20 protein-coding genes and 1 pseudogene are annotated in these 18096 nt (G+C 55.5%); 12 read left to right on the top strand and 9 right to left on the bottom strand.

The genetic code is table 11. The annotated features are described in order from the left end of the window. Positions 1 to 88: 88 nt before the first annotated feature. From POTG_RS04200 to POTG_RS04185, 4 genes are all read left to right on the top strand, one after another. Positions 89 to 1243, top strand: a complete 1155-nt coding sequence (locus POTG_RS04200) for an MGDG synthase family glycosyltransferase (protein ID WP_009223559.1) — start codon at positions 89 to 91, stop codon at positions 1241 to 1243. A gap of 63 nt (positions 1244 to 1306) precedes the next feature. Then, on the top strand, positions 1307 to 2515 hold the full coding sequence (locus tag POTG_RS04195; RefSeq protein ID WP_009223558.1) for an MFS transporter: 1209 nt from the start codon (positions 1307 to 1309) through the stop codon (positions 2513 to 2515). A gap of 83 nt (positions 2516 to 2598) precedes the next feature. Next, complete coding sequence (locus POTG_RS04190) at positions 2599 to 3135, top strand: phosphatase PAP2 family protein (RefSeq protein WP_009223557.1); 537 nt, start codon at positions 2599 to 2601, stop codon at positions 3133 to 3135. 51 nt (positions 3136 to 3186) lie between these two features. Next, entirely contained in the window at positions 3187 to 3786 is a 600-nt protein-coding gene (locus POTG_RS04185; RefSeq protein ID WP_009223556.1) for a YkoP family protein, read from the top strand. Between the two features lie 61 nt (positions 3787 to 3847). Here POTG_RS04185 and POTG_RS23590 read toward each other — a convergent pair whose 3' ends face one another. Together POTG_RS23590 and POTG_RS04180 are read right to left on the bottom strand one after the other, a co-directional pair. Next, the gene (locus POTG_RS23590) at positions 3848 to 3991 is read right to left on the bottom strand and encodes a class I SAM-dependent methyltransferase (RefSeq protein ID WP_157273307.1); all 144 of its coding nucleotides are present in this window, start codon (positions 3989 to 3991) and stop codon (positions 3848 to 3850) included. A 20-nt stretch (positions 3992 to 4011) separates the two neighbouring features. Then, positions 4012 to 5691, bottom strand: coding sequence for a bifunctional metallophosphatase/5'-nucleotidase (locus POTG_RS04180; protein WP_050769695.1), 1680 nt, complete (start codon positions 5689 to 5691; stop codon positions 4012 to 4014). 181 nt (positions 5692 to 5872) lie between these two features. On the opposite strand from POTG_RS04180, the gene POTG_RS04175 reads away from it, so the two are divergent. The 4 genes from POTG_RS04175 (at position 5873) to phnE (POTG_RS04160) (ending at position 9563) form a co-directional block, all read left to right on the top strand. Beyond that, positions 5873 to 6889 (top strand): phosphate/phosphite/phosphonate ABC transporter substrate-binding protein, encoded by a 1017-nt coding sequence (locus POTG_RS04175; protein ID WP_009223553.1) that lies wholly within the window; start codon positions 5873 to 5875, stop codon positions 6887 to 6889. Positions 6890 to 7000: 111 nt separating this feature from the next. Continuing rightward, positions 7001 to 7801, top strand: coding sequence for a phosphonate ABC transporter ATP-binding protein (phnC, locus tag POTG_RS04170; RefSeq protein WP_009223552.1), 801 nt, complete (start codon positions 7001 to 7003; stop codon positions 7799 to 7801). Continuing rightward, positions 7801 to 8754 carry a phosphonate ABC transporter, permease protein PhnE gene (gene phnE / locus POTG_RS04165; protein WP_009223551.1) on the top strand — a complete coding sequence of 318 codons (954 nt, stop codon included), beginning with the start codon at positions 7801 to 7803 and terminating at the stop codon, positions 8752 to 8754. The genes phnC and phnE (POTG_RS04165) overlap by 1 nt, the downstream gene beginning before the upstream one ends. After that, on the top strand, positions 8751 to 9563 hold the full coding sequence (gene phnE, locus POTG_RS04160) for a phosphonate ABC transporter, permease protein PhnE (RefSeq protein ID WP_009223550.1): 813 nt from the start codon (positions 8751 to 8753) through the stop codon (positions 9561 to 9563). Before phnE (POTG_RS04165) ends, phnE (POTG_RS04160) begins: the two co-directional genes overlap by 4 nt. A gap of 378 nt (positions 9564 to 9941) precedes the next feature. On the opposite strand, the gene POTG_RS04155 is transcribed toward phnE (POTG_RS04160), so the two are convergent. Together POTG_RS04155 and POTG_RS04150 are read right to left on the bottom strand one after the other, a co-directional pair. Then, positions 9942 to 10628 (bottom strand): hypothetical protein, encoded by a 687-nt coding sequence (locus POTG_RS04155; RefSeq protein WP_009223549.1) that lies wholly within the window; start codon positions 10626 to 10628, stop codon positions 9942 to 9944. 176 nt (positions 10629 to 10804) lie between these two features. Continuing rightward, positions 10805 to 11287 (bottom strand): glutathione peroxidase, encoded by a 483-nt coding sequence (locus POTG_RS04150; protein WP_009223548.1) that lies wholly within the window; start codon positions 11285 to 11287, stop codon positions 10805 to 10807. Between the two features lie 163 nt (positions 11288 to 11450). Here POTG_RS04150 and POTG_RS04145 point away from each other — a divergent pair, with 163 nt between their 5' ends. From POTG_RS04145 to POTG_RS04135, 3 genes and pseudogenes are all read left to right on the top strand, one after another. Beyond that, entirely contained in the window at positions 11451 to 11912 is a 462-nt protein-coding gene (locus tag POTG_RS04145; protein WP_009223547.1) for a MarR family winged helix-turn-helix transcriptional regulator, read from the top strand. A 61-nt stretch (positions 11913 to 11973) separates the two neighbouring features. Next, positions 11974 to 12156 carry a hypothetical protein gene (locus POTG_RS04140; protein ID WP_036644291.1) on the top strand — a complete coding sequence of 61 codons (183 nt, stop codon included), beginning with the start codon at positions 11974 to 11976 and terminating at the stop codon, positions 12154 to 12156. 221 nt (positions 12157 to 12377) lie between these two features. Next, positions 12378 to 13390 (top strand): annotated as a pseudogene (locus POTG_RS04135) (MFS transporter); the annotation flags it as partial. A 15-nt stretch (positions 13391 to 13405) separates the two neighbouring features. On the opposite strand, the gene POTG_RS04130 reads toward POTG_RS04135, so the two are convergent. Genes POTG_RS04130 through POTG_RS04110 form a run of 5 tightly spaced genes read right to left on the bottom strand, consistent with a single transcriptional unit; the run spans position 13406 to position 16635 of the window. Continuing rightward, positions 13406 to 13798, bottom strand: coding sequence for a DUF350 domain-containing protein (locus POTG_RS04130; protein WP_036644146.1), 393 nt, complete (start codon positions 13796 to 13798; stop codon positions 13406 to 13408). Then, complete coding sequence (locus POTG_RS04125) at positions 13795 to 14436, bottom strand: hypothetical protein (RefSeq protein WP_009223543.1); 642 nt, start codon at positions 14434 to 14436, stop codon at positions 13795 to 13797. The genes POTG_RS04130 and POTG_RS04125 overlap by 4 nt, the downstream gene beginning before the upstream one ends. Next, on the bottom strand, positions 14437 to 15639 hold the full coding sequence (locus POTG_RS04120; RefSeq protein WP_009223542.1) for a glutathionylspermidine synthase family protein: 1203 nt from the start codon (positions 15637 to 15639) through the stop codon (positions 14437 to 14439). It lies immediately after the preceding gene. Continuing rightward, a complete protein-coding gene (locus tag POTG_RS04115) occupies positions 15636 to 16400 on the bottom strand; it encodes a hypothetical protein (protein WP_009223541.1) in 765 nt (254 codons plus the stop codon). Before POTG_RS04115 ends, POTG_RS04120 begins: the two co-directional genes overlap by 4 nt. A 31-nt stretch (positions 16401 to 16431) precedes the next feature. Then, positions 16432 to 16635, bottom strand: a complete 204-nt coding sequence (locus POTG_RS04110) for a hypothetical protein (RefSeq protein WP_036644144.1) — start codon at positions 16633 to 16635, stop codon at positions 16432 to 16434. A 491-nt stretch (positions 16636 to 17126) separates the two neighbouring features. Here POTG_RS04110 and POTG_RS04105 point away from each other — a divergent pair, with 491 nt between their 5' ends. Continuing rightward, the gene (locus POTG_RS04105) at positions 17127 to 17801 is read left to right on the top strand and encodes a hypothetical protein (protein WP_036644286.1); all 675 of its coding nucleotides are present in this window, start codon (positions 17127 to 17129) and stop codon (positions 17799 to 17801) included. Positions 17802 to 18096: the final 295 nt, after the last annotated feature.

Here is an 18096-nt window from a genome sequence, read left to right as displayed (position 1 = left end):
CTTCCAACCTTCCTATATACTGGAACTCGGAATAAATCAACGGAATGAACCGTGCATTTTCGATTTCGGTGGAAAGGCGGCAGCTATCATGAAGCAAAACATGCATATCGTCATCCTGACCGCCGGATACGGCAACGGCCATATCCAGGTAGCGCGGACGCTGGAGCAATCCCTGACCCGTTCGGGCGTCCGTTCGGTCAGCGTGATCGACCTGTACCGTGAAGCCCATCCGGGACTCAATTCTATTTCCCGGCATCTCTACTTATACAGCCCGTGGTTCTCAACCTACGGCTTAGATTATTACGGTTGGAGCTATTACGCAACGAAGGATCTCCAGCAGACGAGCGCTATAGCGAAATGGGGAAACCAGCTGGGCATGAAAAAACTCATCGCCCTGCTCCAAAAGCAGCGGCCAGACGCGATCATCAACACCTTCCCCTTCGGCGGCATTACGGAACACTTGCGAAAACACGGCATTCGGGGGCCGGTCTTTACAGTTGTGACCGACTTCAGCCTGCACAACCGCTGGTTGTTCACGCAGCCGGACCGTTATTATGTGGCGACCGCCGATTTGAAGCGGGAGATGATGGAGCGCGGCGTGCCGGAAGAGGCGATTGTGGTCAGCGGCATCCCCGTGCGGGAGCATTTTTATGAGCCGGGGCGATCCTCAAATCCGCTGACGCAGACCCAGGCAAGGCGATCCTTGGAGAGATCCCGCTCCATTCTGGTCATGATGGGGGCGCATATTCCTTTGCCCGACGCCCAGCGGATCACCGCCAAGCTGTTGGCACTGCCGGACGTGCGAGTGGACCTCGTCTGCGGAGGCAACGAGAAGCTGCGGCGTCGCCTGGAACGGCGTTTTGCCGGTCACGAACGGCTCCGCCTATTCGGTTACGTCGAAGCAATCCATGACCGTATACGGGAAGCCGCTTGCATCGTGACGAAGGCTGGCGGTATCACATTGTCGGAAGCGATCCAGATCCGCACGCCGATCGTGGTCTACAAGCCGTTCTCCGGCCAGGAGCGGGAAAACGCGAGGTACCTGGAGCGCAAAGGCGCAGCCGTAGTGGCCTCCTCGCCGCGAACCTTGGCGGAGCAGGTGCAAGAGCTGCTTGATTCCGAGGTCCGCCGGGCCCGGATGCTCCAGCAATACGACGAACTGGCCGCGGGTTGCGCCACCGAGACGATCGTCCGGGACGTACTGCGCCTGACGGGCCGACTGCCGGCGTTGGCGGACGGCTAATGATTCAACGAGCCGCACCGTTGACGATGAAGGCACGAATAAGAAGCAAGGGGTCTTACACATATGAAAAGTACTCGCCGATGGATATCCAGTCATCATCTTACTCCAGCATTTCTGCACTGCGCGGCCATTTTGTTTTTCACAGAAATCGCCCGCAGCGCCTTTCTTATCTCATTCCTGCCCGCCTATGCCAAAGAACGCCAGATTACGCTGGCGGCGGTTGGTTTAGCGATCTCGGTCCATTATTTGGCCGACACGCTGATTAAGGTTCTCGCAGGATACGTGCTGGATCGGTTCCCCGCCCGGGTGATCTTGAATATCTTCCTGCTGCTCGGACTGCTCGGCCTGTTCGTCTCTTACGGAGTTCATGCTCCTTGGGCGATTGTACTTGGGGCGGGCCTGATCGGGATTGGGGTCTCGCCCGTCTGGCTGCTCTGCCTCTCCGAGATCCGGGAGGACCGCCGCGGCTCACAGATGGGATCGATTTATACGATTTGGCTCGTCTCGCTGGGGCTAGGCCCAGTTGGCGTCAATTTTCTGATCGACCGCAGCTATGTGTTATCGTTCTGGCTATTGGCCGGATGCTGGGCCGCGGGGTGGCTGCTGGCCGCCCTGAAACGGATGGATTTCTCATCCCGACGCTTGCTGGAGTCTACGGTCCCATTTAAACAGCAAATACGTGAAATCGGGAGCAAGCTTGCGCAAATGAAGCCGCTTGTGCCCGGCATGATTGTGCAAACGCTTGCCGCCGGTCTGCTGGTGCCCGTCCTGCCGAGCTTTGCCTCCGAGTATTTGGCGCTGGATTATTCGGATTATTCCATCGTGTTGATGGCTGGGGGCTGCATGACCGTCCTGCTGCTCGTTCCGATGGGCCGGCTTGCCGACAAATGGGGTTACAAATGGCTGTTGATCGCCGGTTTTGGCGCCTTGGCCGCCTGCCTTGGATTGCTGATCTACTCCCGGCAGATCTTCAGCACGATGCTGCTCGCCGTCTGTCTTGGTGCGGCGTATGCCGCTGTACTCCCGGCATGGAACGCCATCCTGTCCCACTACGTTCCTGCCGAACAAAAAGCGACCGGCTGGGGCGTCCTCTCCGGCATCGAAGGGATTGGTGTCATCCTCGGCCCCATTCTGGGCGGCTGGATGGCAGAAAGCTTCGACGTCACGGTGACGGTTGGGATCAGCTCACTGTTGTTGTTCGGCATCATGCTGTTTTACTGGATTCGTCCCGTGCGGCAGCATCAACGGGGACAATACCGGCAGCGTAGTTGAGTTGGAGGTTTGGTTTAAATGGTTGGAGTAAGTGGTTTGGGGCGTGTAGAACGTGTTCTTTTTCAGGGATTGGAGGGGTTGGTATGAAACATCGCTATTATCTTCGGCTGCGCGAGTACGATAACCGGCTGTTTCGGTGGTGCAATCATTCGCTGAGTCACCCGTGGCTGGATCGGATTCTGAAAGGACTTACTCATCTGGGGAGTGCTGCGTTTACGATCGCTTTAACCCTTTCTGTGGTCCTCTTCACCACGGGTTCATGGCAACGGGCAGGATGGCACAGCCTGATCGCTCTAACCGTTAGCCATCTGCTTGCGGTAGTGATTAAGAAGCGATTCCAGCGTACGCGCCCATACGAAGCGTTGCAGAATGCAAGGATCTCCATCCACCCGCTCAAGGACTACTCGTTCCCATCCGGGCACACAACGGCCGCTTTTTCGACGTTTATCCCGCTCCTATACGCGGCTCCGGGTCTGGCGCAACTGCTTCTGCCGCTTGCTTTTATCGTTGGCCTGTCGCGAATTTACCTTGGCGTCCATTACCCCTCCGATGTGCTGGCGGGCGGCTTACTTGGAGCCATGACTGCCCTCCTCGTTGTTTTAAGCGCCGGGCTGGTCTAGATGCAGACATCTAAGCACTTCACGATTTAAAAAAGAAAGTGAGGACATTCCATGCAAGTGAAAACGATCATGAAGCAATCCGTCCAAACGGTTTGGATGGGCTGGGAGCGGGTATTTGAGCTGTTTAGCCGACTGCGCTCCAAGTACGCCGGAGAGTTCGGCATCTGCAAAATGTTTGTCACCCAATACCGCGGCAAAAGCATGCAATGCGAGGACGGGACGTGGATTCAGGACGGGGATTGGATTGGGGAGCTGCATTTGGATAACCGCCAAATCCTCGCCATGCTGCAATCCAATGAGGCGAACCGGGTCGCCTTGAAGGTCGCCCGGCTTGCAAAAAACGCGATGTCGCAAATCTGCGCCGAAATGCAAAGCAACCCGCAGCTTAGTCAGGTGAAGGCGCTGCAAGGGATTACGTTGCTGCATCGGGGCATCACGCATGGGTTGGGCTTCGAAACGCACCACGTTGAACAGGGGGCCTTCCGGACATTGACGACCACCTATCTGCGGTTGCTGCTCACCGTCTTTCATCCGAGCCATCGCAAACGGATCACCGGCCATGCGGACAAGCTGATTCCGGTGAAGCTGGTGATGAGCCGCGCGTCACTGTTCCGGAAATTTGGGCAATTGGGGATGGAGAAGGTGATGTAAGGCACGGCAGAGAGGTACGGTTATTCAGGCTAATCGATGGATCCGGCAAGTCCGTGCTCCGTTAAATAATCCATCTCCAATTCGGATTCGCCTTCGCTAGGGCCAAGGCCAATGTTCCCCAACCCGCTCCCACCTCAACGATGGGGTTGATGAGGGCCTGCGGAGCCACTCCCGCAAGGGCAGCGGCCCGTTCCAGCTGCTTCATTTCCGTAATGACCGCCTGCCTCACGGGAGCGGAAGTGGGCGTGGGCGAAATGCCGTTTCGCCAGCTCCGGTAGACGATCCCTTAATCACTCTCCAGTTCCCATCACATGACGCATAAATCGTACCGTGCCGCTGAATGTACTCCGCCACCAGCTCCGCCATGTCGGTCTGGATCTCGCGAATCACCGGCTTGCCTCGGTACATCTCGTAATCGCCGCCCCCACTGGCGCGGTAATTGTTCATCACGACGTCAACCACGGTGTCGTCTTGCAGCGGCGCTCCGTTCCGGGTCAGCTTCACGACCCGTTGCCCTACAGGCCGGGTGATGTCAAGCTCGTATTCAATGCCCTCCCACATGTCGTAATTGTAATGCTGCGCCTTCGGCCGAGAGTATGCCGGATTCACCGCGATTTCGCCATCCTCACCCATAACAAAATAGTTCGCCGTCTGCTCCAGCGCCTCCCGGATATCCTTCCCGGTCAAACGCAGGACGGTTAACGTGTTCGGGTACATGAAGTTCGTCAGTACGTCCCGCAACGTGATGCTGCCGGCAAACCCTTTGGATGCCTCGCTCAGCAACGCTGCATTGGAGACGTCTACTCCAGCTGCCTCCATCTGAACCCGGTTAACAAACTCCATAAACGGATGATCCGCCAAGCGGCAGGCGAGCGGGCTTTCGATCGTCATATCCCCCTCCACCCGGCCGATCGGCTGGTCGAGCCAAGCCTGCGTAGCCGATTCCAGCGGCCGCACCAGCTCCAGCACCTCTGCATCTGCCTCCACGGCGGCATCCGGAACGAGCAGCTCCGCCGTTTTCTCGCGGACGATCCAGCGTCCGTCAGCCCCGCGCTTGAAGCGGACGGTGATTTGCCCCAACGCTTGTCCGCCTGTCCCCGGCTGGAGCACCGTGACCCCGCCGACTTCGCCCGCGATCATCCGATGCTGATGGCCCGTGATCAACACGTCGATGCCCGGCACTTCGAGGCACATCGCGTAGCCCTGATTTTCTCCGGTTAACCGTTCCGTTGGCGCTCCCGTCGCCAAATCCCGCTCGAACCCGCCGTGATAGCTGACCACCAGCAAATCCGGTTGCTCCGCTTCCCGGATGCGGGGAACCCAGGCTTTCACCGTCTCGAGTGCATCCTGAAACGTCCAACCCGGGATGTGCCGGGGGTGCTCCCAATGCGGGATATAGTGGGTTGTGACACCCAAGATGGCGATTCGCACGCCCTCCTGGGTGGTCTTTATCACGTAGGGCTTACCAAACGCCGATTCTCCCGACCCCTCATCCAATATCCCCGCCGACAACCACGGAAATCGGGCATCCTTTATCGCCTTCCCTAGCAACTCTTGCCCGTAATTGAACTCGTGGTTCCCTGGTACCGCGGCGTCATACCCCAACAGGTTCATCACCCTGATGGACGGATGAACGTCGTGGGGGTGATTTTTGACGTGAAACGTGCACAGCGGCGTCCCCTGAATGGCATCCCCGTTATCGATCAGCAGCAAGTCGGGCGTATGGGCGCGCTCGCGCCGAATGAGCGTAGCCAGCTTGGCCAGACCCAGCGGCCGTTCCTCCGTCGTACGGTAATCTGTTGGATAAATAAAGCCGTGGATGTCGCTGGTGACCAGGATTTTACAGAGAACTTCCTCCTGCCACGATGAGATCGCACCAGCACCACGTTCCGTATGTTGTTCCATCACCTTCACCTCGGATTCCAATTCATTGCACTCCTCATTCTAGCAACGAAGATCGCGAGTTTTGTAAACTCCTGAAAAAATGGAATTTTTACATACTTCCACCATTCCGCTGACGGCAGGTTAATAAATCTTTTTTATAGTAGTCACGAACCTAAAAATGAGAATAGTGGAGGTCATACGCTTGAAGAAGATGGGTAAGTTTGTTTTGCCTTTATTTTTGACAATCTCCGTGATCCTGAGCGCTTGTGCAAACAACGCTCCGGCGAACACTAGCGGAAATGCATCGGCCGAATCCGGTCAATCGAATGCTGCGTCTTCCAATGCCGGATCCAACGCATCCACGAATGCGGCTGACACGTCCGCAGATACTGGCTACGTTCCTGAAACGCTGACCGTCCAATTTGTGCCTTCGCAAAACGCTGATACGCTGGAAGCTAAAGCGAAGCCGCTCGAGAAGCTGCTGTCCGACCGTCTGGGCGTTCCGGTTAAAGTCAGCGTGTCGACTGACTACAATACGATCATTGAAGCGATGGCTTCCAAGCAAGTGGATGTCGGCTTCCTGCCTCCCACGGCTTACGTGCTGGCCAAAGAAAAAGGTGCCGCCGAGGTCATTTTGCAAGCACAGCGTTTCGGGGTACAAGATGAGACCGGTGCACCAACGGATGAACTGGTAGATTTCTACAAAGCGATGATTATCGTCAAGAAAGATTCCGACATCCAGTCCGTGGCCGACCTGAAAGGCAAAAAAATCGCCTACCAAAACGTAACGTCTTCCGCCGGTTATGTCTGGCCGGCCGCCAAGCTACAAGAAGCTGGCTTGGATCCGCTGTCCGACGTGGAGCCGATCACGGTGAAAGGCCATGACCAAGGCGTTATCGCGGTCCTGAACGGCGATGTCGATGCTGCGGCGATCTTCCAGGATGCCCGGAACACGGTCGTGAAGGATTATCCAACCGTGTTCGAAGACACTCGCGTGCTGACGTACACGGAGCCGATTCCAAACGATACGATCTCCGTCCGTTCCGACATGAGCGCCGAATGGGCGCAAAAGCTGAAGGATGCCTTTATCGAGATCGGCAAAGATCCGGAAGGGCACCAAATCATCGCGGATATCTACACGCATGAAGGCTATGTCGATTCCAACGACAGCGTGTTCGACATCGTCCGCGAGTATAACGAGAAAGTGAAAACGGAATAGGCAATTGTACGAAATTTGACGAATAGCCCCTGCAAGCCAGTCGGAGCACTGTATGCTCCCGGCTGGCTGTGCGTTTTTCCAGATTATTTTTTGTGAAAAAGGAGCCCAAACGTGATAGAACTGCGCAATGTAACAAAAACGTATCCGAACGGCACCAAAGGTCTGGATCAAATCAACCTAAAAATCGAGCCCGGCGAATTCGTAGCCATCGTGGGCTTGTCCGGTGCCGGCAAATCGACGCTGCTGCGGTCCATCAACCGGCTGCACGACATTTCGGAAGGCGATATCCTCATCGACGGCAAGTCGATCACGCAAGCCACCGGCAAGCCGCTGCGGATGATTCGCCGCGACATCGGCATGATCTTCCAAAGCTTCAATCTCGTAAAGCGCTCCTCCGTGTTGCGCAACGTGCTGGCTGGCCGGGTCGGCTACCATTCCACGCTGCGCACCCTGTTTGGCCGTTTTCCGGAGGCGGATGTGGAGTTAGCTTTTCAGGCGCTGGAGCGCGTGAACATCGTGGAAAAAGCCTACGTCCGGGCCGACCAGCTCTCCGGCGGACAGCAGCAGCGGGTGGCGATCGCCCGCGTATTGGCGCAGGAGGCCAAAATCATCCTCGCCGACGAGCCCGTGGCGTCCCTGGATCCCTTGACGACCAAGCAGGTCATGGATGATTTGAAGCGCATTAACGTCGAGCTCGGCATAACGACGATCGTTAACCTGCATTTTATCGACTTGGCGCGCAGCTATGCCACGCGCATTATCGGGCTCCGCGCGGGCCAGGTTGTCTTCGACGGACCTGTGTCGGAGGCGACGGACGAGCGGTTCGCGGAAATTTACGGCCGCGCGATCGACCGGGAAGAGCTGTTGGCCAGCCGACTCCCGGGGCCGCAAGTGCTGGAGGCGCAGGCTTGATGCACACGAATCCACGTCCAAGCACCGATACGAAGACCAAAGCTGGAGCAAATATTGCTCCTAGCGCTGATGCCCATGTCAGTACGAGCACCGACACTAAGACCAATACTAACGCCTACACCAACGCTAACATTAACGCCAGTCTAAGCACTAACCCGTCCGGCCAAGCCGGCTTTAATCGGAATTGGCCCCAGGCCCCCAGCAAGCTGAGGCATTATTTGACCGCTGTGATCATTCTGCTCCTGCTGTGGGGCAGCGCTGTGGACACCGACGCCTCGTGGGGCAAGCTGATCCAGGGCTCGCCGAACATGCTGGATCTGCTGCGGGAGATGTTCCCGCCGAAGTGGAGCTACTTCGACAATATCGTTCCGGCGATGCTAGAGACGATCCGCATGGCGCTGATCGGCACGACGTCTGGCGCGATCCTCGCCGTACCGGTGGCGCTGCTCTGCGCCTCTAACCTCAGCCGCAGCGCTTGGATCTACCAGCCCGTCCGCTTCTTACTGAACCTCGTGCGGACGATTCCAGACCTGCTGCTGGCGGCCATTTTCGTCGCCATCTTTGGGCTCGGCCCGCTTCCCGGCATCATGGCGCTGACCGTCTTCTCGTTTGGCCTGATCGCCAAACTGACATACGAAGCGCTGGAGACGATTGACCGCGGGCCGCTGGAAGCGATGACGGCCGTCGGGGCCACGCCCGTCCAGCGGATCGCCTTTGGCGTTGTGCCGCAGATTCAGGCCCATTTTATTTCTTACGTGTTGTACACGTTCGAAATTAACATTCGCGCCGCGGCGGTGCTGGGTCTGGTTGGGGCCGGCGGGATCGGACATTATTACGAAGTCACTTTAGGTTTCCTGGAGTATGACAAGACGTGCATGATCATCTTGTTTACGCTCGCGGTCGTCCTGTTGATCGATTATGCAAGCACTAAACTGCGGGAGAAATTATTATGACGACAAACACAACGACTTGGCAGCACAAAGTGCCGAAGCCCAAAAAGAACCGTTACCGCTGGCTGATCTATATCCTGCTCCTTCTTCTCTATGTATGGGCTTTTGCTGGAATCCCATTTGACGGAATCAAACAAACGGCCGGCCAAATTACAAAGTCGATCCTCTCGGGCTTGTTCTCGCCAGATTGGGATTACGTCTATTTGCCGGACGGGGAGGATCTGCTGCGCGGCCTGCTGGAGACCCTAACCATCTCGATCCTGGGCACGTTCGTTTCCACACTGGTCTGCCTGCCGTTCGCCTTCTGGGCGGCGGCCAATCGGGGCAAGTCGCGTTTCGTATCCGGCTCAGGCAAAATGCTGCTCAGCTTTGTCCGCACCTTCCCGGAAATCGTGATGGCGCTGCTGTTCATCAAAGCGGTGGGACCTAACGCTTTTGCTGGTGTGCTGGCGCTTGGGCTGCACTCGGTCGGCATGCTCGGCAAGCTGTTCGCCGACGAAATCGAGAACATGGATCACGGTCCCGCCGAAGCGTTGATCGCAGCCGGGGCGAACCGCCTGCAAATCCTGTGGTTTGCTGTGCTCCCCCAAGTGCTGCCGGGATTCCTGTCCTACACGCTGTACCGGTTCGAGATCAACCTGCGCTCCGCGACGATCCTTGGCGTCATCGGTGCCGGCGGCATCGGCACCCCGCTGATCTTCGCCCTGAGCTCGCGGGATTGGGAGCGCGTTGGCATCATCCTGCTCGGAATCATCGCGATGATCACTCTCGTGGACTGGATGTCCGGTTACCTGCGGAAGAAGCTGGTCTAGCCCTAAATCATCAGCAGCCATCCCCGGCCAGTATACTTTGTCTTGCCCTAAGCTTGAACTAGGTCTTGGTATGGACCTGGCCTTGGCGTGGGTTCTGGTGTCGCTCTGGTGCAGCTCTTGTTCCGCTCTGGTGCTGACGCCGTCTCTGAACTGATGCTGGATCTGGCCCTCATTCTATATGATTTTTCGAATACATTTCCTCGAATCCCCGCCAAATCGCTCATTCTATATGAAATTTCGAATACATTTCACCACTTCGCTCTCAATTCGGCCTAATATATATGATTTTTCATATATATTGGGCCATTTCCATCCACTGAGGCCCAAATGTATATGATTTTTCGAATACATTTCCCCAAATCAGCGCCAACCCGCCACTCACACCAAATCCGGGCTCAGCAACGAACCCACATACTCATATGAAGTGACGCGTCCGGAGCTCCCTTTGGCTATGGCGCGGAACTTCCCTTTTTCCACGAGGATTCGGCAGTACTTAATGACTGTCAACGTGTGCAGCTCCAGTTCTCGCGCCACCTCGGTTGGGCGAATGACCCGATGATGGCGAATGGCGGCACGCATGAGCTCCCTTTCAATCTTAGTGTAGGCCCGCGGCGTCACATCCAGGGATCCCCCCTGAACGACAGATAAATACGGTGCCAGAATACTCCGCAAGGAGGAGAGGATAAACGCAGGGTTCTCCTTCATCTCATCCAATGCAATGTAGTAGATCTGAAAGCCTTGGGACTGCAAAAACAGCCCCCTGTTCAAATCCATCCGATATTTCGTTCGATCCGTGCCATGAGAGCCGTAATCCATAATTTCAAACACGACCCGTGCAGTTCCAACCTCCCACATAAAATCTGCAAAGTAGGATCTCCCCCGCCAATCCTTCACCTCGTATTCGGGATGCAATCCGTCAAAGTGTCCCACCAGCGGCCACCAAATCCGCTCGACGAACAACCGATTCCCATAACCATACCCTCGCCGAAGTGCATCCAGGCGCTCCCCCGTTCTTCGTTTCATATGCTCTTGCAGCCAGGTATCATGTTCCGCTTCGAATCCCATTTGAAACCCTCCCTACATATCCATAGTAAAAAATAAAAAGCCCCGCTCCTCTCCATCTTAGAAAGGAAACGGGGCAGGCTTTGCCTCACGTAAGTTGCTCTATTGATACTAGTGTGACACAGGAGAAAAAGTTACGCAATAGGATCTCGGTCGTTTCCGCGCTGCGCCACGTTGACTTAAACCCCAAGCAGCTCGCGAATCTGCCCCTCGATGCTCTCAGGTTCATCTGTTGGTGCGAAACGCTTAACAACCTTGCCGTCCCGATCCACAAGGAACTTCGTAAAGTTCCATTTGATCGACTTGGAGCCCAGCAAGCCCGGGGCTTCCTTGGTCAAATGCTTGAACAGCGGATGAGCGTTCTTTCCATTCACATCGATTTTCGAAAATAACGGGAACGACACGCCGAAATTCAGCTCGCAAGCCTGTGCCACCTCTTCATCTGTCCCGAGCTCCTGGTTGGCGAACTGGCTTGAAGGAAAACCTAACACCGTGAAGCCTTGGTCCTTGTACGTATCGTGCAGCTTCTGCAGCCCTTTAAATTGCGGAGCAAACCCGCATTTGGTCGCCGTATTCACAATCAGCATCACTTGGCCGCGATAAGGCTCCAGCGTTTGCACTTGGCCTTGAATTGTTTTGACTTCAATATCGAATAATGACATCCATGGCACCTCCAACACTAATTTAATTAAGTGTAATTTAATTGTATACAATATTTATGTGCGTGTCAATTTCGACCTCTTCTCTTTACGTAAAAGAAGAAGCAATGCTATAATGGCTCAACAGCAATTACATTGTATGCAATTAAATGGCAGGTGGATATGGATGAATACAGACGAAATGTTGAAGCTGGAGAATCAGCTTTGCTTTGCTTTTTATACTTGCTCCCGGGAGATTATGAAGCTGTACCGGCCTTTGCTGTCGGAACTCGGCTTGACCTATACGCAATACATTACGTTGCTCGCGTTGTGGGAGCGGGACGGGATCACGGTGAAGGAGCTGGGTTCGATGCTATACCTTGACTCGGGCACCTTAACTCCGCTGCTCAAAAAGCTGGAGCACATGAACCTAGTCACCCGGACGCGCGACAAATCCGACGAACGCAACGTCATCATCGCGTTAACCGATGAGGGCAAAGCCTTGAAGGACAAAGCCTGCACCGTACCGATGCGGCTGTTTGAAGGCACCCATGCCGAGGTGGAGGACGTCATTTCCATGCACCGACACATCAACGAGTTTCTCCGCAAAATTGGCGGCGGCTCCGTTCAACCCGAACAATCTGAATAAGCCCAACCTAAACCCTCCATAATAGGAAAGAATCACGGAGTAACCAATGGAGGAGATCAGCATGCTGGAAAATCTCGAGAGTGACTATAACTGCGCCAACGCAGGCGAGGACCTGCACCGGTTGAAGCAAGAACTTGCCGAGATGCGAGGCTTGGGCCACGCCGATCAGGAGACGCAGGAGAAAATCAACCGGCTCGAAAACCAAATCAAGTTTATCATGAACAAATGCGATATTAACCATTAAGATGGTAAAGCACCCGTTTACGCCGCTGAACAAGCGTGTGGTAGGCGGGTGTTTTGGGGGCCGGGGATAGATCGAAGCCCAAAAGTGTGTTACGATTTGCCTGACATCAGAAGGGCTTCCCCTTGAAAGCGCAAACACAGCTCGATGCGGAGAAAACACCGGCCGCTTCCGCCGACGCCAACCCCCGCGCCGCTTCTTCCAAACGAAATTATGTATTCCAACTGTTAACGGTCTTTATCGGTTTCTTGATCTTTGGCTTCTCGGAAAATATTAAAGGACCCGCGATCCCGCGCATCCAAACCGACTTCGGCCTCGACGAGATGCAGATTGGCACGCTCTTGTCGCTCAACTCGCTGGGGTATCTGCTGGCTTGCTCCTTCACGGCTTATTTAACACGCAAATGGGGCGCCAAAACGGTGACGATGCTCGCCTTTGGTTCCATGGCCGCGGCTGGGATCCTCATCTTTGCATCATGCAGCTTCCCGGCGTTATCGGGCTCCTATTTCCTGATGTACATCGGCAACGGGATGCTCGAGATCGCGCTCGCTATCTTGGCCGCCCGCATTTTTGTCGGCAACACCGGTACGATGATGAACCTCGCCCACTTCTTCTACGGGCTGAGTTCAACGGTAGCACCGTTGATCGCCTCGGGGCTGATGACCGTCTCGATTGGCGGGCATACACTTGATTGGAGCGGCATGTACTTAATCATGCTGTCCCTCTCGGTGATCCCGATGATCCCAACGCTGCTAAGCCGGTTCCCCGGCGAAGAAGAACAGGGCGGCGAGCGGGTTCCGTTCACACAGCTGATGCACGATCCGGCGATCTGGTTGATCGTGCTGGTGCTTTCGTTTGGCGTAGTGTCGGAGCTGGCGGTAGGCGGCTGGCTGGTTAATTTTTTGGAAAGAGCATATCACTGGAACACCACAATCGCATCCGGGATGCTGTCCGCTTTTTTCCTTTGCTTTACGTTCGCGCGGCTGGCGGTGGGACCGGTTACCGATAAGATCGGGTTTACGCTCTCCTTGATTTTGTTGCCATCTGGGCTGGCGAACCCGGAGCTTTCCTGTTCGCAGCGGCCGGCATCGGTATCACCCCGATCTATCCGACCGTCATAGCGTTGATCGCCAAGAAGTATCGCTCTTCCAGCGATTCCGCCATTACCTTCATCGTTACACTGATGGTGGTGGGCAATGTCATCGGCAACTATCTGATCGGCTGGATCACGGACGGGACTTTGTTCCCTGCTTCAGATAATTAGGCTGCTCACGGCAAACGCCATGCCGATAAACACCAAGCACAGCAAGGTGCCTACCGCAACGTTCCCCTGCTTCAGCTGATCGGAAATCTTAAATCCTGGGGTTACCAGTTCAAAAATCCAGTACGACGCCACAAGGCACACATAACCTACGGCAAACCACAGGACCATATGTAGTATGGAAGTGTTCGTAAAGGCGGACACCCCCAAAATGATCGCCGTGCCCAGGAATTTGCCGCCCAGCGCCAGGGCTACGGCGACATTGCCTTTTTTCAACTCCTCCATGTCACGGTACGGGGTCATCCAATTGAAGACCACCATCCCCAGCAATTGCAGCAAAATCATCACGACGACACTAACCACAATATTGATAACGATCGTCAATTCGCCCACCCCCGAAATTTCGCAAACGCCAAATCATAATCGGCAAAATCATGCACTTCCTCCAGCACAACCGACACCGTCTTCGCGTTCTCTAATGCCGCATACCGCTCTTCGTCGATCGGCTGCTTGATCCGGTTCCCGGTTGGCAGCTCCAACACGGCGAAGCACCGTGTTTTGCCTTGGTATTCCGTTTTGTACACGCCAACTAGGTCGACGTCGGTCGTAACCGATACCTTCAGCTCGGTCAGGTCTTTCTCGGCAGACGCCTGATCCGGATAAGACTTCAGCGTCGTCCAGGAGGATAAGCGCACTTCGTTTTTCTGGTTTTCGTCCGTGGTCAACTCGGCGTCCATAAACTGCAGGATCCAAATTTTATCCCCAGTGGCGTAATTGTTGTCATTCGGCAGCAGATCGTTATCGGGCAAAATCGTCATATCACTGCCCACCAGATCGCCGACCGTCGCTTCCACGATTTTATAATCCCAAGGTACGCGAGCGGTCGTTAACTCCGACCCCGAGCCGCTCTCGGTAGAGAAGACGCTGGTCGTATCCCCGCAGGCTCCAAGTAAGCCCACCGACAACACCAGCATCAACGTAACGAGGAAACGCCGCGCCCAAGGCTGCTTCGAACTATGCATCTATTTCACTCCTAACGCGATAAAATGACTGGTATTGCCCGTAATCGGTCCGCCGGCCCGCCCCAACAAGCCGCAAGGCGTCCCGTTCAGGACGAACAGACCGGTCAGCAAATGGCGCTCGCCGAAGACGGTATCGATTCGCGCCAGCTCGGCTCTTTTTTGATACACCGTAGGGAACAAGACGCTGCTGTCAAAGCCCTCCTGATCCTCCAGCTCCAGCCGGCCCTCCTCATCAAACAAGCGGACAGAACCGCCTTCACGCCCAAACATCGACTTGGATACGAAGCCGCCGGCGAAGACTGGCTTGTTGTAGGTCGGCAGCATGTACTTCGCTATCGCCTGGCGTTCCTCCGCATCAAACAGCAAGCCCAGCTCGTAAAGCCCCCAGACGGCGGCAAGCAAGCCTTTGGATTGCAGCAAAATGCTGTGCGGCCCGTTGAAGATGGTCAGGCGACCGGTTTCAATCGCGTAGCTGAGCGCCTCGCCGGCATCGTCCACCGCCATCCATTCTTTCGGGTACAACGCGAACATGCGCTCAATGGTACGACCGTCCTTATTTTTCAGGGTGCCTTCGTCAATCCACAGCTCCAGGCAATCCTCATAGTACAAATCCAGTCCGCTGTGCCGTCCCAACGCTTCAATCGTTCCGGAATCCTCCAGATGCCAGCCGTAATCGACGCAAGCCACGGTATCCGGCCGCTCGATGGCCCAGGCTTCCGCGACCAGGTCTTTCATCCGCGCATTTGGCGAGTCGTATCCTGCCTGCTCCATCAGCCACGGGGTGGCGATCGAGGCTTCGACGTAACCGGTCGGCGTATCCGCGTTCAGCTCCAGCAGCTTGATCGTGCCGTCGTTGGCCACGGCAAAATCAAACCGCGCGTAACGGCTAATCAATCCCGGCTCCGGGATCGGCAGCTCATCAAGCATCGTCCACAGAATCGGCGGAATCCCGATCAGCTCATACAGATCCGGCCGGCGATGGACGTAGCGTGCGGCTTTGTCGAGAATGCGCCACAGCGCAGCGGCGGCCTGCTCGAGCTCCGCATAGGTCTCCTTTGGCATCAACACCAGCTGATCGATCCAATACTCCTCTTCCTCGAGATCCGCCCAGGTAAACCCCAGCTCGGCCAGCTTCGCCACCCGCTCGCTCCGGTCAGGATGCGGCCGGCCCACGACTTCGAAAATGTTGTTCCCGTCCGTCATCCGCCGAAGAACCCCTTGCTGGTACCGCTGGATCTCGAACCGGAAATCGAACTCTTGGAAGAGCCGGTCGAGGAACTCGACGACGAGCCCAGCGAGCTGGATTTCCCGCCGATGCCGCCCGCCTTCGAGGAGGTCGAGCGCCGGACGATGGAGCCGGTCGACGAGGTCGAAGTCTTCGGACGAACGACGGAGCCAGCCATCTGTTTATTTTGGAACGTCTCGCTGGAGTACGTTTTCGGCTTGTACGGCGTCGACGTTCCGGCATAATAACCGCGGTGGTTGTCATACCAGCGGCTGGACGAATAGCTGGACCCGCTGTTGAACAGCAGGTGATACAGCAGCATATCGTCCCAACCGAATCCCCCGCCGTAATGATTGATGACGGTGGTGCCTCCGGAGCCGTTTGAGGCGTTTGCGCCGTCCGCGCTGCCGCCCCCCAAGGTCTCCCCAGATGCCTCTTCATCTTCCTCCGCCGGAAGCGGGATGTTCCAGTCTACATTTTTGTCGAAATATTGCTTTACTTCCTCCGTCGACCAGGCAACGAGCTTCGGTTCGTCGGCCGACGTATCGCTCCCCGCAGCCGTAGCCCCGGCCCCCGGAATCAGAAACGCGTTCGCCAACAGCGCGATGCCAAGCGATGTGGACAAGACGCGGATCGGCTTCCCTTCCGGGGTCAGAAATTTGGATGCGAACGGCTCCTTCGCCGTTGTCTCTTGTGCGGCAGTGATTTCCGTTCGTGTGGCTTCCTCTTCTTTTGCCAAGACCCATTCCCTCCTACGAAAAAAACTCAGCTTATTCGTGCACAACCGGAACGAGCAGCAGCTCCAGCTTGCCCTCGTCGACATTCAGCCGACCTTCCACCGTTTCAAACTCCCGGTTGCCGACGACCAAATAGTTGACATGCTCCAACGCAGCGACCATATTAGCGTTCCAGACGCGCTCTTCCAGCTCCCGCAGCTCGCCGTCCGGCAATTTTTCGTACAACTTCACACTCATGCCGTTCTCCAATGCAGTTCACCCTTTCGTTATACACACTAAATATTGTTACGCGCACATTCCCGCTTCGTTTCATCCTTTATGCAGGGAGAAGGTGGGAATGAACCAGGGAGTGGACTTGTTCAGCTCTAAGATTCGGCGCCAGGTGACCGTAAACAACCCGCTAAGCAACAGTTGAAATTCCCAGTTGGAAAACCCTTTCGTTAGCTTACGTCCGTTGCTGGAGAAATGCAATGTTAAAATGGGTGGGCGCGAGCACCATTAATCTGTGGGTCATATCCCTAACGTACTCCCACGCTGGACGGAACCATCTGCCGGCACTATACTGAAGCTAAGACGAAGCACGTCCCGTATAGCTCAAGTTTGAACCAAATTCAAGGGCTGGCACCATGACCTTTAGGTTGATGGCGCGCCTGGCGATTTAAGGATCAAACTGCAAGGGCTAATGCGGGGCGTTTTTTATTGGAGGAGGCGATTGGCTGATGAGTTCTATGAGTTTTGAGGAAAAGTACACGGCATTTCTGGAGTATCATTTGGCCCGGAGATCCGGGGAACGCCGAGGCAGGCTCGAACGTGGTCATGCCCATGCGGAAGCATTGTTCCTGCGGAATGTATGGTGGCCGCTGCGCAGCAACTTTGAAGACCTTCATCCGGAATACGAGGTCAGCGATTGGCGGGGGCGATCGTACTTTGCCGACTTCGCCTGGTTGCCGGGGAACGGAGAGTTAAAGCTGCTATTTGAGATTAAGGGCTACGCTACACACGTCCGCGACATGGACCGGCAAAAATACTGCCACGAACTTAACCGCGAAACGTTCTTGCACGCCATGGGCTACCAGGTGATCTCCTTCGCGTACGACGACGTTGAGCAACGCCCGGAGCTCTGCATCAACCTGCTGCGCATGGTGCTCAGCCGATACCACCCGGAACATATCCCCGTGACGCGCGGTTTGCTGGCGGAAAAGGAGCTCATCCGGCTTGCCGTGCAGCTCGCACGACCAATTCGTCCGGTGGATGTCGAACGTCATTTCGAGTTAAACCATAAAACGGCGGTTCAAATGCTGCAGAAAGTTACTGCTAAAGGATGGATGAGACCGGTTTACCGCGGAAAGGGGGAACGCATCGTCAAATATGAGCTGGTGCGTGGGGTGGTGAACTATTTGTGATGGAGGGTGCTGTAGTGGAACGGTGGGATGACCGGAATGAGGGGCAGTGAGGGGGTGGCTAGAAAGTTATTAGTGAGTGATTAGTGAGTGATTAGGAGGTAATGTGGCGGGATAAAGTGGACGGGGGGATGGGGCTAAATGAATTAACGGTAAAAGCTACTGTTAATTTAGGCGGATCGCGGGGTTTTGTCACAATTAGCGGTAAATCCTGCTGTTAATTTAGCCAAAAACCGCGATATGGGGCAAATATGCCGAAAATAACGGTGGGTTTTACATGTAATTTGTGCGGAGAGCC

Source organism: Paenibacillus sp. oral taxon 786 str. D14, from assembly GCF_000159955.1.
In the GTDB taxonomy this organism is placed as follows: domain Bacteria; phylum Bacillota; class Bacilli; order Paenibacillales; family Paenibacillaceae; genus Fontibacillus; species Fontibacillus phoenicis.
The sequence above is the reverse complement of the archived record's forward strand: the minus strand, read 5'-3'. Positions and strand labels throughout refer to the sequence as shown.